Raw genomic sequence first — 12,713 nt, forward strand, 5'->3', positions numbered from 1 at the left:
GAACAGGGATGAGATGAATGAATGCTCCAGTCGTAGAGAAACTCCGTCAGTTGTTCGGCGAGCGTTTAAGGCTCGAACAGGGGATCCGGCAACAGTTCTGCCAGGCGCCTCCGGGTATCGAACTGAGCCCTCCCGATGCCGTGGTGACGGTTCACAGCGAAGACGAAATCGTTCAGGTCGTGAAGCTCTGCCGTGAGTACGGTGTTGCGCTGATCCCGGCGGGCGCGCGTTCATCCCTCGAAGGGCAAATCAATGCGCCACAGGGTGGCGTCTGTGTCGACTGTTCGGAAATGAACGCGATTGTCGATGTGAACGTCACCGACATGACGGCCACGGTTCAGCCGGGCGTCACTCGCGAACAACTCAACAGCCATTTACGTGACACCGGGCTGTTCTTTTCCGTCGACCCCGGCGCCAACGCTTCCATGGGCGGGATGGCGGCAACCCGTGCTTCGGGGACCAACTCGGTGCGCTACGGGACGATGGCCGGGAATGTCAAAGCCGCGCGCTGGATCATGGCGGACGGCTCAGTCGCCGCCATCGGTTCCCGCGCGCCGAAATCGGCCATGGGCCTGGATCTGTTGGCGGTTGCCGTAGGTTCAGAGGGCACGCTGGGCATCTTCAGTGAGTTGCAAGTCCGGCTGCATCCGGTGCCCGAGGCCATCGTTGCCGGTGTCTGTTCGTTCGACTCGGTGGACAGCGCGGTACAGACCGTGGCCAGCGCCCTGGGCCAAGGCCTTTCGATTGCCCGGATCGAGCTGCTGGATGTCACGGCTGTGCGTGCCTGCAATGCCTATTCCCCGGCATTGGGTCTGGTGGAAACGCCGCATCTTTTTCTGGAATTCCATGGCGACCGGTCCACGGTCGCCAGCAGTGTCGAGCTGTTCAAGGATTGCGCCGGTGAGTACGGCGGGCAGGTCAGGATTTCCGAGCGTCTTGAAGAACGCACGGCCCTGTGGAAAGCCCGACATGACGCCTGGTGGGCATTTCACGCGTTCTACAAGGGACGCAAGGGGCTGGCCACCGATGTCTGTGTTCCGTTGTCTTGCCTGAGTGCCTGCATCAGCGCCACTGCGGCCGACATTGCCGCCTCCGGTCTTGACGCGCCGCTCATCGGCCACGTCGGTGACGGTAACTTTCACCTGCTGATCATGCTCGATGAAGGTGAGGACGAAAGTGCGGAAATTCAGGCGTTTCTCAGTCGACTGTCGAGTCGCGCGTTGTCATTCGGCGGCACCGTCAGTGGAGAACATGGGGTCGGTCAGGGAAAGCTGAAGTGGATGTCGGCCCAACACGGGGCGGCGCTGCAGTGCATGGCGGCCATCAAATCGGCACTGGACCCGGACAACCTTTTCAATCCCGGCAAGATGTATCACGCGCTGCCTGTTGATGCTCGGTAACCGTCGATTTTTCATTTTTAAGGATGGATGTGAAAGATATGCGCCATATTTTGATAGTGGGTATTAACAAGGTCTCCATCAAGTACGTGTGTGAGGCGATCCGCAGTGCAGGTTTTGAACCGATACTGTCCGTTGACCCTTCGGGTTTTCACGGCGCGGCGAAAAACGTATTTGAAGGCGTCACCTGCATTCCGGCCTTTAGCGACAAGGAAGCGCTGTCCGGTTACTTGAAGTCCGAGCCGGCGCTGGTCGGAATGATCCATAGCATCACGACCTTCTTTGACGAGTTGTTCCCGGTTGTCTGCGCGATTGCCCAAGAGTTCGGCTTCAACGCGCCACCCGCGGTGTTTGCGCAGCTGTCATCCAAGGAATACGTGGGCAGCCTGGTTCCCGAGCACGTGCCAGCCGAGTCTTGCGTGTCGCTGGCCGATGGCGACTTCACCTTGCCCTGGCTGACACCCGGTCTGCACAACGATGTGGTGCTCAAACCTTCGGTCGGCTCCGGTGCGGTGGCAACCACGCTGCTCTCGATTGCCCCGGACGCTGACCCTGCCGCTGTGATCCGCTCGGCCATCCTCGACAGCGGAATCGACGACCCGCAAGGCATTGCCTGGATTGTCCAGGCGCATTGCGTGGGTGATCTCGTCAGCCTGGAGGGCTTCGCCCAGGATGGCCGAGTGGTTTTCCTTGGCCTGTCACGGCGTGATCGTGTGGGATTCACGGAAGTCGCCAACCAATTCCCGGCCGACGCCCGGATTGCCTCGCCCGTGCGTTCGAAAATCGAGACAGCGGTGCGTGATCTGATTGCCCGCTCGGCCTTTGACAATGGCTTCTTCCATTGCGAGTTCATCGCGAACGAATCCACGGCTTATCTGATTGACGCCAACATGGGGCGTCTGGGCGGCGCGAGCATCGTCGAGCAGATTGCGCTGGCCTACGATCTGGCACCCGCGACGGTTCTGCAGCACGTGGCGCTGCTGCCACTGGGCTTGCTGGAAGCTCCGCTTCAATACCAGCCTGTCGAGTCCTGTCGCCAGACCTTGAGCTACTGGTATTGCCTGGATCACGAGGCCATCGTGCATGACTGGGAGATTCCGCCAATGGCCTCCATTCATACGCCCATCGCCAACGTCGGCAGCGTGATCCAGCCCATCGGCACGTCCGACTACGCCTGGATCGGCATGCTCACCGGCTATGCCGATGTGGTTGTGCGGGAGATTGGCCAGGTACGTGTCCTGACCGATCGTGGCCCTAGAAGCCCGGTCTTCAAATGATTTACTTCGTCCGGTTTCTTTCGTCCGCCGCCTGGAGTTGCTTCTATCCATTCATGGCCATCTGGCTCAATACCGCCGTAGGCCTCAGTACCAGTGCGGCGGGGATCGTTGTCGGGTTCGCGATTGTCTCCAACCGCATCGGAGCATTGGCCTTTCAGGGCATGCTGGACAAGGTCGAGCGGCGCCGGGAAATAGCCCTGGCGTTGTTCTGTGTGGCGGTGGCAGCGCTATTGATGCTGGTCACGGCCTCGATGGGCATCACCAACGTGTTCATCTGGGTCGTGCTGGTCGTGGTGTTCGGTGTCTCCAACTCGATCGCGACAATCTCGCAGATCTCCTACATTGTTCAGTACTTTCGCGAGGGCGAGCACGAACGCGTGCTCTCCTACGAGAATGTGGCCGCAAACGCGGGGGCCGGGGTCGCGCCGTTCGTGGCGTCGTTGATCCTTGCCGGCACCGGCTACTGGTTTGTCGCCTTGCCGCTGCTCCTGGGCGTGTTTGCCACGGCATCCACCCGTCTGATTCCACAGGTGGTGCGCAGCGCAGGCGCGGAGTTTGCCGCGCCTGCCTCCACGCCAGGCGAAACCGAGGCATCTCCCAAAGTCGTGGCATTCATGGCAATCAACTTTTTGACCATGATCGGCTATGCGCAGTTTTATTACGTGTTCCCTACCTATGCCACCGAGCGCTTCTCCAGTGAACTGGTGGGCGTGCTATTCCTGGTGGCCAGCGGCATCATCATCTTCAGTCAGGTTTACGTCACCTCATTCGCGCAGCGTGTCTCGCGGCTGTGGCGGGTCATCGTTTCCAACCTGTTGATCGGCGCGGGCTGCCTGCTGTTGATTATTTCGTCGCAGGCGCAGGCGATTCTGTTTGTCGTGGTGGTGTTTATCGTGATCGGCGAGATGATCTGCGGCCCGCTGTACCAGGCGCAGGCCGTGAAGATCTGGCGCGGGCGCAGTTCCGTCGCGATGGCCGTGCAGACCTGTGTCTGGGGCGCCGCCGAGGCGACTGCGGCGGTGCTCGGCCTTCTGGCGGTGGCGAACGAACTGAGCTTCATGTCGTTCCTGCTGGGTTTTGCCGCCTGCGTGATCGCCGCCGTGGGCGCCTGGATATCGATTGCGCTGAAACGCCCACTGATCGGCATCGACGTCGAGCGGCCAGTTGCGGTTTCCTGAGGGCGCGGGGGCATATAGCTGTCCGGCGGGCTGCTGCACGACGACCTCGAGCAAGTGCATTGACTCGGAGTCACGCCTATTTCCCACAGGGTTATGAGGGGGGGTGACTACGGGGCGGCGGGCAGCAGGAACCGCGCAATCACTGGCAAATGATCGGAGATGCGCAGCGTATCGTCCTGGCGCACCATCGCCTCGATCCGTTTGATCTTCGGGCTGTAGAACAGGTAGTCGACGGTGCGATCCGGGCCATCGAGGCCGGGGTCGTTGGGGTAATGGGTCAACCAGTGGGCGCGGTCGATGCCGCTGGCTTCGTTGTTGGTCGGGATCATCGGGTACTTATCCCATAACAGATGCAGCGCGCTGTCCACGGAGTAGGGCTTGCGCTGTTCAGTGGGCAGGCGTTGGTACTGGCCCAGCGGCAGCAGATTGAAGTCACCGCCGATCAGCCATGGCAGGCCCTGGCTTTCGTACGTGTCGAGCACCTTGGCCACCGCCGTCACTTGCGCCCGCAAGGTGTCGTCCGGTTGGCTGGCGCGATCCAGATGGGTGTTGAACACCGTCAGTTGCCCGCCGTCGCTCAGCGGCAGTTTGGTGGCGAGCAGGGCGTCCTTGGGTTCGAACTGGCGGGAGATGAAATTCGCCGGGGGCACCGGCAATTGCAGGCGTTCGGCATGTTCGATGCGATAACGGCTCAGGGTCGCCAGTTGCCGGCCGACGCTGCCGAAGATGTGCGGGTCGGGGACAAAATCGGCCTTCCAGTCGAAGGCGTGGGCGCTGCATGGGTAAAGGTCGGTGACCCGTTCTTGCAGCAACTTGAGCTGATTCTGGTAATCGCTGGCCTTGGCGCCGTCATCCAGTTCCTGCAACAGAACCACGTCGGGCTGCTCGTCGCGGATCACCCGTGCCACTTCGTCGAGGCTGAAAGCCATGTCTTCCAGGGTTGGCGACTCGTCGTCGCCGTGGGCCAGATCGTTCCAGAACACGTAGCGCTTGCCCGCCAGGTACTGCACGTTCCAGGTCATGACTTTCAGGGCTTGTCCGGGCACCAGGGTCGGCGGCGTACCGATGCAGCTGACCGGCAGGGTTTCGCGGGCGCCGGGGCGCCATGTCAGGCTGTAGATCAGCCCGCCGATCAGGACGATGGCGAGCACAATCAGCAACAGGGTGTAGCGCAGTAGACGGGGCATGGCTCGGCTTATCGCGTTACAAAGGTGGCTCCGAGCATACCTGACGGTGAACGCTTGGCCCAAGGGCCACGAGGTCAGACCGCGCCGTTACGTTTGTCAGGCAATTCGCTGATCAGCATGAACAGGCGGAACAGCACCACACTGGTGAACAGTTGCAGGAAGCTGTGTGCGCTGTCGATCATGACCGCGATCAGCGGATTCTGTGGATCGGGGTACACCGCCAGCGTCGCGCCCTTGAGCAGCCACAACGGCCCCATCACACACAGAATGCACAGCAGGATGCGCCAGAAATGCCCACGGGTCAGGCGCAGGCTTTCCTTCATCGCCTGCAACGGCCCCATGCCGCGCAACACCAGCAGGTATTCACCGAACGCGAGCATCACCATCAGCATCAGGCCCGGCAGGAAATACAGCGACAGTCCCAGCAGGATCAGCAACGTATTGAGCGCCGTGAGCAGGGCGAAGCGCGGCCACAGGCGGGCGGACATCGCCAGCAGGTCGAGGGTGCGCGGGGCTTCGCCACGGGTGCGGGCGTCGAGGAACAGGATCAGCGCAGCGGTGTACAGCGGATACACCAGCAGGCCGACGACCACGCTGGCGGCGGAGAAGCTGTCGGGGTCGGTGGCGTGATCCACTACTTGCTGCAGCGCGGCCTCAAAGATCACCAGCGGCAGACACAACTGCACGATGCTGGCCAGATGGCGTTTGAAAAAATACAGCGAGTCGCGCAGTACATCGAAGGCATTCATCAGTCGGTATCGCAGGTCGAAAACAGTGGCTCACTTTAACCGATGATGGGCGGGCCGACACAAACGTAAACATTCGGTAAAGGTCGTTGAAACATCCTGTCACTGCCTCCATTACAGAGGTGCGCCATGTCCACAGTGGACACGGGCAACGTTATCCCCGGCAATCTACGAGGTCGCCATGAACAGCGAAGAGCAAACCCTGATCGATGGACTGTTTTCCCGGCTGCAACAGGCCGAAACGGAGGCAGCCCCGCGCGACGCCCAGGCCGAGGCGCGGATCAAGGAACACCTGACCCGCCAGCCGGCGGCAGGTTATTTCATGACCCAGGCGATTCTGGTGCAAGAGGCTGCCATCAAGAGCCTCGACGAACAGAACAAGCAGCTGACCCAGCAAGTCCAGCAATTACAGGCTGAACTGCAAGCGGCCAAGTCCCAGAGCGCGGCCCCGGCGCCAAGCGGCGGCGGTGGTTTCCTGTCGAGCATCTTCGGCGGCGGCAGCTCGCGCCCGGCGCCAACCCAGAGCGCTCCGGCTTCCACCGGCGGCTGGCGTGAACCGGCGCCACAACAGAACTTTGGTGCGCCGCCGCCACAACAGAACTGGGGTGCGCCTGCGCCTAACTATGCCCCGCAGCAAGCAGCACCGGCTGCGGGCAGCAGCTTCCTCGGCGGCGCCCTGAAAACCGCCGCTGGCGTGGCCGGTGGCGTGATGCTGGCGCAGGGCATCAGCAGTCTGTTCCATCACAACCAGCAGCCCGAAGAAATCGTTGAAGTGATCAAGGAAGAGCCGGCGCAAGTGGCCGACCAGAGCGGTAACGACTGGGGCAATGATCAGCGTGTGGCCGATAACGGTTTCTCTGGCAATGACCAGGGCGGATTCACTGACACCGACTACAGCGATGACAACTCGTCGTTCTTCGATGACGACGATTCGTTCGTCTGACGGATCAGTCGCCAATACCAAACTGTGGTGAGGGGATTTATCCCCGATGGAGTGCGCAGCAGTCCCATTTTTGGGGCCGCTGCGCTGCCCATCGGGGATAAATCCCCTCGCCACAATCCACCATCCGTCCGGAGTGGTGGGTTGATTATTCGCGCCACCTTCCTGTGGACTGGCATACTGAGCGCCTTTTTCGGGCCTGGTGCCTGATTCCGCTTCGTGCGCTCGCGCGCTCACAGGAATTCCGGTGAAAAAAATCGCAGTGTTCGCCGATGTGCAGAACCTCTACTACACCGTGCGTCAGGCCTATGGTTGCCATTTCAACTACGCCGCATTGTGGGCTGACATCAGCAAGGACGGGCAGATCGTCGAGGCCTACGCTTACGCGATCGACCGTGGCGACAGCAAACAGCAGCAGTTCCAGCAGATCCTGCGCAACCTCGGTTTCACCGTGAAGCTCAAACCCTACATCCAGCGCAGTGATGGCTCGGCCAAGGGCGACTGGGACGTGGGCATCACCCTCGACATCATGGACGCCGCCGACCATGTCGACGAAATCGTCCTGGCCTCCGGTGACGGCGATTTCGACATGCTGCTCGAACGCATCATCAACAAACACGGCGTGCAGGCAGTGGCCTACGGTGTGCCGGGCCTGACCGCCAACTCGCTGATCCGCGCCGCCAGCCGTTATGTGCCGATCGAAGGCGCGTTGTTGCTCAAAAATTGATTTTTGTACGGAGTTGAACCCGGTTTGGAACGCATTGCAGTCATCGACTTTGAAACCACCGGCCTGTCGCCGAACAGCAGCTGTCGCGCCACGGAAATCGCCGTGGTCATGCTGGAGAACGGGCGCATCGTCGAGCGTTACCAGAGCCTGATGAACGCTGGCGTGCGCGTCCCCGCGTTCATCGAACAACTGACCGGCATCAGCAACGCCATGCTGCGCAGTGCGCCGCCGGCAGAGCGGGTGATGGAAGAGGTCAACGAATTCGTCGGCTGCACCCCACTGGTCGCGCACAACGCGTCATTCGACCAGAAGTTCTGGGACTTCGAACTGGGGCGGATCAAACGCACTCGCCTGCAGAACTTCGCCTGCTCACTGCTGCTGGCCCGACGCCTGATGCCGGCGGCACCGAATCACAAGCTCGGCACCCTCACCACCTTCGCCCGCCTGCCGCACACCGGCCAGGCGCACAGGGCGATGGCGGATGCCGAGATGGCGGCCAACCTGATGGCGCATCTGGCGGAAGAACTGCGGCACAAGCATGGGGTGCGTGAGCTGAACCACGACCTGCTGTGCAAACTGCAGAAAGTCCCCGCCGCCAAAGTCAGCGAGCATCTGCAGCGCTACCGCTGATCCCAAGAACGCTACAAATCCCCTGTGGGAGCGGGCTTGCTCGCGAAAGCGGTGTGTCATTCGACAAAAATGTTGTCTGACACACCGCATTCGCGAGCAAGCCCGCTCCCACATTTGGATCCTCTGAGTTGCTGATTACTTGCCGGTGCCTTCGATATGGCTCAACGGCACGCGCTTCTCTATTGCGCTCGACAACACAATCGAGGTCTTGCTGAAGCCGAACTTCGCCACCCGATTGATCAACTCTTCCAGTTCCGGCATCGAGCCCACCGCGCCCTTCATCATCACGCATGGATCGCCGGTCACTCGGAAGCATTCGGTCAGTTGCGGGATTTTCACCAGTTCGTCATACACCTTCTGGCTGCCATTCTGGTGCAGGCGCAATTCGATCATGCACTGGATCGGCAAGCCGATTTTCGACAGGTCGATGTTTGCCTGATACCCGGTGATCACCCCGGACGCCTCAAGCTTGGCGACGCGTTCGGCCACCGCCGGGGCAGAAAGGTTCACCTTGCGCGCCAGATCGGCGTAGGACGCGCGACCGTTCTCCAACAGGGCGCTGAGCAGCATGCGGTCGTATTTGTCCAAGGCCGGACTCCTGAAATTGCCAGACTTTCGAAATCGTGGTTTATCCCGTCGATCTCCGTTGTTTCAAAAGTGTACCGGCGCGATAAACAGGTTTTGTAGCTTATTTTTGCGCGCCGGCCTTTCTAGAATAATTCACACCCTGCCTCTGACTGTCGAGCTGCCCATGCCTGCCTTGCGCCGTTTTTCTCTGCCGCTGATCGCCGCGTTTTTCGCGCTGTACGTGATTTGGGGATCGACCTATCTGGTGATCCGTATCGGCGTCGAATACTGGCCGCCACTGATGCTCGGCGGCGTGCGCTTCGTGATTGCCGGCAGCCTGATGTATGCGTTCCTGCGCTGGCGCGGGGCGCCGGCGCCGACCTGGGCGCAGTGGAAAGCGGCGGGGATCATCGGGATTTTGCTGCTCAGTTTCGGCAACGGCGCGGTCAGTGTCGCGGAGCACACCGGCGTGGCGTCCGGCGTGGCAGCGTTGGCGGTGGCGACGGTGCCGTTGTTCACCTTGCTCTGCGGCTATTTCTGGGGCGCGCGCAATACTCGGCTGGAGTGGGCCGGGGTGGCGTTGGGGATTATCGGCATCGCCATGCTCAACATGGGTTCCAACCTGCAATCGAGCCCGATGGGCGCGGCGCTGCTGATTTTTGCGGCGGCAACCTGGGCGTTCGGCTCGGTGTGGAGCAAACACCTGCCGTTGCCGCAAGGGGCGATGGCCAGCGCGGTGGAGATGCTGGTGGGTGGCGTGGTGCTGCTGATCGGCAGCGCCGTCAGCGGCGAACACCTGCAAGCCTTGCCGCCGGTGGAAGGCTGGCTGGCCCTGGGTTATCTGATTTTCTTCGGCTCGATCATCGCCTTCAATTCCTACATGTACCTGCTCAAGCACGTGCGTCCGGCAGCGGCCACCAGTTATGCCTACGTCAACCCGGCGGTGGCGGTGTTGCTGGGGATCGTGTTTGTCGGCGAGAGCATTGGCATGGAAGAGGCGCTGGCGATGCTGGTGATCATCAGCGCGGTGGTGTTGATCGGTCTGCCGCAGTGGCGGCGCCCGGCGCAGCCGCTCGTCGTGGAGACGCCGAAGACCGCCATTCCAGCAGAGCAACGTGTGAATTAGGGTAAACTGCGCGCCATTGCATCCTTGTTTTGCGCAACCGCGCTGATTTTTCCTACGGTACTCCCATGACTTTCGCCACCCTTGGCCTGATCGAACCCTTGCTGCGCTCCCTCGAGAAGCTCGGCTACCAGACTCCAACGCCGGTCCAGGCGCAAGCCATTCCGGCCGTTCTGGCCGGTCGCGACCTGATGGCTGCGGCCCAGACCGGCACCGGCAAGACCGCCGGTTTCGCCTTGCCGCTGTTGCAGTTGCTGGCCATGGAAGGGCCGAAAGTGGCCGCCAATTCGGCGCGTGCGCTGATTCTGGTGCCGACCCGCGAGCTGGCCGAGCAGGTTCATGAGTCGGTGCGCCAATACGCTGAAAACCTGCCATTGCGCACGTATGCGGTGTACGGCGGCGTCAGCATCAACCCGCAGATGATGAAGCTGCGCGGCGGCGTTGATGTGCTGGTCGCCACACCGGGTCGCCTGATCGACCTGTTCCGCCAGAACGCGTTGAAACTCGATCAGTTGCAAACCCTGGTGCTGGATGAAGCCGACCGCATGCTCGACCTGGGCTTCTCCGAAGAACTGGCGAACATTTACCGCATGCTGCCGAAGAAGCGCCAGACGCTGCTGTTCTCTGCGACCTTCTCCGATGACATCCGCCTGCTCGCCGGGCAGATGCTCAACGATCCGCTGAGCATCGAAGTCAGCCCGCGCAACGTCGCGGCCAACACCGTCAAGCAGTGGGTGGTGACGGTGGACAAGAAGCGCAAGCCGGAACTGTTCGTGCACCTGATGCGCAAGAATAAGTGGAAGCAGGTGCTGGTGTTCGCCAAGACCCGTAACGGTGTGGATGCGCTGGTGGAAAAACTCCAGGGCCTGGGCATCAACGCTGACGGCATCCATGGCGACAAACCGCAGGCGACCCGTCAGCGTGCGCTGGATCGTTTCAAGCTCAGCGAAGTGCAGATTCTGGTGGCGACCGACGTGGCTGCTCGTGGTCTGGACATCGAAGACCTGCCGCTGGTGGTCAACTTCGACCTGCCGATTGTGGCCGAGGATTACATTCACCGCATCGGTCGTACTGGCCGTGCCGGTGCGACGGGCGAGGCGATCTCGCTGGTGTGCGCGGATGAAGTGAACATGCTTTCGGCAATCGAGATGCTCACGCGTCAGACCTTGAAGCGCCAGAACGAGCCGGACTTCGAGCCCGAGCACCGCGTGCCGGATACCGACGCCAGCGGTCAGGTGATCAAGAAGCCGAAGAAACCGAAAAAGCCGAAAGCATCCGGCGGCGGTGGCGGCAAGCGCAATCTTGGCAAGTGGGTCGACAGTGGCGACACCCAGGCGCCGGAGCCGTCGATCAAGCCTGTACGTAAAGTGCCGGTGTTCAATACCGGGCCGCGTAAGCGCAAGCCTTGATCTGATGGGGCGTCTGTAAGGACGCCTTCGCGAGCAAGCCCGCTCCCACATGGGTCTTCATTGAAATGGAGAACTCCTGTGGGAGCGGGCTTGCTCGCGAAGGGCGCGCCGCGGTCTTCAGCGCTGGCGCTGCAACCACTCCAACATCCCCAGTCCCGCCGCCCGCCCGCTGGCAAAACACCCAGTCAGCAGATAGCCGCCCGTCGGCGCTTCCCAATCCAGCATCTCGCCCGCACAGAACACCCCCGGCAACGCCTTGAGCATCAAACGCTGATCCAGCGCTTCGAACGTCACGCCACCGGCACTGCTGATCGCTTCATCCAGCGGCCGCGTTTTTACCAAAGTCAGCGGTAACGCCTTGATCGCCCGCGCCAACAACGCCGGATCAGCAAACGTTGCTGCATCGCTCAGCTCTCGCAACAACGCCGCTTTCACCCCATCAACCCCGACCTGACTGTGCAGATGCTTGGCCATCGAACGCGAGCCGCGTGGTTTGCTCAACGCGGCCTGTAATTTATCCACAGGGCGGCCGGGCAGCAGATCGATGTGCACCGTGGCTGAGCCATGCGCGTTGATCGCTTCGCGAATCGGTGCCGACAGCGCATAGATCAGGCTGCCTTCGACCCCGGTTGCGGTAATCACGCATTCGCCCAGGCGCGGGATATCGTCGTTCAAACCGATGGCGACATTTTTCAGCGGTGCGCCGGCGAATTTACTGACAAGGAACTCGCTCCAGGCCTGCACTTCGAAGCCGCAATTGCTCGGTTGTAACGGCGCCAGTCCTACGCCTTTTTGCTCAAGGGGCAGCATCCACGCACCATCCGAACCCAGCCGCGACCAACTGCCGCCGCCGAGGGCGAGCAGGGTGGCGTCGGGTTTGACGGTGATTTCGCCGTCGGGGCTGGCGATGCGCAGCGCATCGTGTGCATCCCAGCCGAGCCAGCGATGGCGGGTGTGGATAACCACGCCGCTGTCGCGCAGGCGCTTGAGCCAGGCGCGCAGCAGCGGCGCGGCTTTCATGTCGGTGGGGAATACCCGGCCGGAGCTGCCGATAAAGGTTTCGATGCCCAATTCATGAATCCAGCGGCACAACGCGTCGGCGTCGAAACCGCGCAGTAACGGCGCGATCTGCGGCGCGCGTTCGGCGTAGCGCGCGAGGAACGCCGGGTAAGGCTCGGAGTGGGTGATGTTCATGCCGCCGACCCCGGCCAGCAGGAACTTGCGACCGACCGAGGGCATGCCGTCATACAGATCGACGCGCACGCCGGCCTGGCTCAGCACTTCGGCGGCCATCAGGCCGGCGGGGCCACCGCCGATGATGGCGACGTGAGCGGGGAGGGGGGCGGAAGTCTGGGTCATGGCGTGCGCTGCGGTATGGCGGGATAAGGCGCGCATTCTAACAGCGCAGAGCAATGCGGGAGATCCCTGTGGGAGCGAGCTTGCTCGCGAAGACGTCGGTAGATTCAACATCCAGTTGACTGACACACCGCCTTCGCGAGCAAGCTCGCTCCCACAGGGGTATTTAGTGGATT

12 protein-coding genes are annotated in these 12,713 nt (G+C 61.6%); 8 read left to right on the forward strand and 4 right to left on the reverse strand.

All coding sequences use genetic code 11. The features are described from left to right. Window positions 1–17: 17 nt before the first annotated feature. From JFU48_RS11050 to JFU48_RS11060, 3 genes are read left to right on the forward strand one after another with little or no spacing between them, the layout of a single operon-like run. Window positions 18–1,400, forward strand: coding sequence for an FAD-binding oxidoreductase (locus JFU48_RS11050; RefSeq protein WP_003228480.1), 1,383 nt, complete (start codon window positions 18–20; stop codon window positions 1,398–1,400). Between the two features lie 38 nt (window positions 1,401–1,438). After that, on the forward strand, window positions 1,439–2,674 hold the full coding sequence (locus JFU48_RS11055; RefSeq protein ID WP_201136505.1) for an ATP-grasp domain-containing protein: 1,236 nt from the start codon (window positions 1,439–1,441) through the stop codon (window positions 2,672–2,674). After that, window positions 2,671–3,852, forward strand: a complete 1,182-nt coding sequence (locus tag JFU48_RS11060; protein WP_201136506.1) for an MFS transporter — start codon at window positions 2,671–2,673, stop codon at window positions 3,850–3,852. Before JFU48_RS11055 ends, JFU48_RS11060 begins: the two co-directional genes overlap by 4 nt. A 107-nt stretch (window positions 3,853–3,959) precedes the next feature. Here the strand turns inward: JFU48_RS11060 and JFU48_RS11065 are convergent, their stop codons facing one another. Together JFU48_RS11065 and JFU48_RS11070 are read right to left on the reverse strand one after the other, a co-directional pair. Continuing rightward, window positions 3,960–5,039, reverse strand: a complete 1,080-nt coding sequence (locus JFU48_RS11065) for an endonuclease/exonuclease/phosphatase family protein (RefSeq protein ID WP_201136507.1) — start codon at window positions 5,037–5,039, stop codon at window positions 3,960–3,962. Window positions 5,040–5,113: 74 nt separating this feature from the next. Then, the gene (locus JFU48_RS11070) at window positions 5,114–5,788 is read right to left on the reverse strand and encodes a YciC family protein (RefSeq protein ID WP_045122649.1); all 675 of its coding nucleotides are present in this window, start codon (window positions 5,786–5,788) and stop codon (window positions 5,114–5,116) included. A 178-nt stretch (window positions 5,789–5,966) separates the two neighbouring features. Here JFU48_RS11070 and JFU48_RS11075 point away from each other — a divergent pair, with 178 nt between their 5' ends. The 3 genes from JFU48_RS11075 (at window position 5,967) to JFU48_RS11085 (ending at window position 8,082) form a co-directional block, all read left to right on the forward strand. Further along, window positions 5,967–6,728 (forward strand): DUF2076 domain-containing protein, encoded by a 762-nt coding sequence (locus JFU48_RS11075; RefSeq protein ID WP_103486200.1) that lies wholly within the window; start codon window positions 5,967–5,969, stop codon window positions 6,726–6,728. A 244-nt stretch (window positions 6,729–6,972) separates the two neighbouring features. Continuing rightward, on the forward strand, window positions 6,973–7,452 hold the full coding sequence (locus JFU48_RS11080; RefSeq protein WP_003228475.1) for a LabA-like NYN domain-containing protein: 480 nt from the start codon (window positions 6,973–6,975) through the stop codon (window positions 7,450–7,452). A gap of 24 nt (window positions 7,453–7,476) precedes the next feature. Beyond that, on the forward strand, window positions 7,477–8,082 hold the full coding sequence (locus JFU48_RS11085) for a 3'-5' exonuclease (RefSeq protein ID WP_098965754.1): 606 nt from the start codon (window positions 7,477–7,479) through the stop codon (window positions 8,080–8,082). Between the two features lie 135 nt (window positions 8,083–8,217). Here the strand turns inward: JFU48_RS11085 and JFU48_RS11090 are convergent, their stop codons facing one another. Then, window positions 8,218–8,670: an Lrp/AsnC family transcriptional regulator gene (locus tag JFU48_RS11090; RefSeq protein ID WP_103520998.1), complete on the reverse strand. Its 453-nt coding sequence runs from the start codon at window positions 8,668–8,670 to the stop codon at window positions 8,218–8,220. Between the two features lie 163 nt (window positions 8,671–8,833). Between JFU48_RS11090 and yedA the strand changes: the two genes are divergently transcribed. Beyond that, complete coding sequence (gene yedA, locus JFU48_RS11095; protein WP_201136508.1) at window positions 8,834–9,775, forward strand: drug/metabolite exporter YedA; 942 nt, start codon at window positions 8,834–8,836, stop codon at window positions 9,773–9,775. A gap of 65 nt (window positions 9,776–9,840) precedes the next feature. Next, entirely contained in the window at window positions 9,841–11,181 is a 1,341-nt protein-coding gene (locus tag JFU48_RS11100) for a DEAD/DEAH box helicase (RefSeq protein WP_201136509.1), read from the forward strand. Between the two features lie 117 nt (window positions 11,182–11,298). On the opposite strand, the gene JFU48_RS11105 is transcribed toward JFU48_RS11100, so the two are convergent. Continuing rightward, window positions 11,299–12,540, reverse strand: coding sequence for a TIGR03862 family flavoprotein (locus JFU48_RS11105; RefSeq protein ID WP_201136510.1), 1,242 nt, complete (start codon window positions 12,538–12,540; stop codon window positions 11,299–11,301). Window positions 12,541–12,713: the final 173 nt, after the last annotated feature.

Source organism: Pseudomonas sp. TH49 (genome assembly GCF_016650625.1).
Taxonomy (GTDB): domain Bacteria; phylum Pseudomonadota; class Gammaproteobacteria; order Pseudomonadales; family Pseudomonadaceae; genus Aquipseudomonas; species Aquipseudomonas fluorescens_H.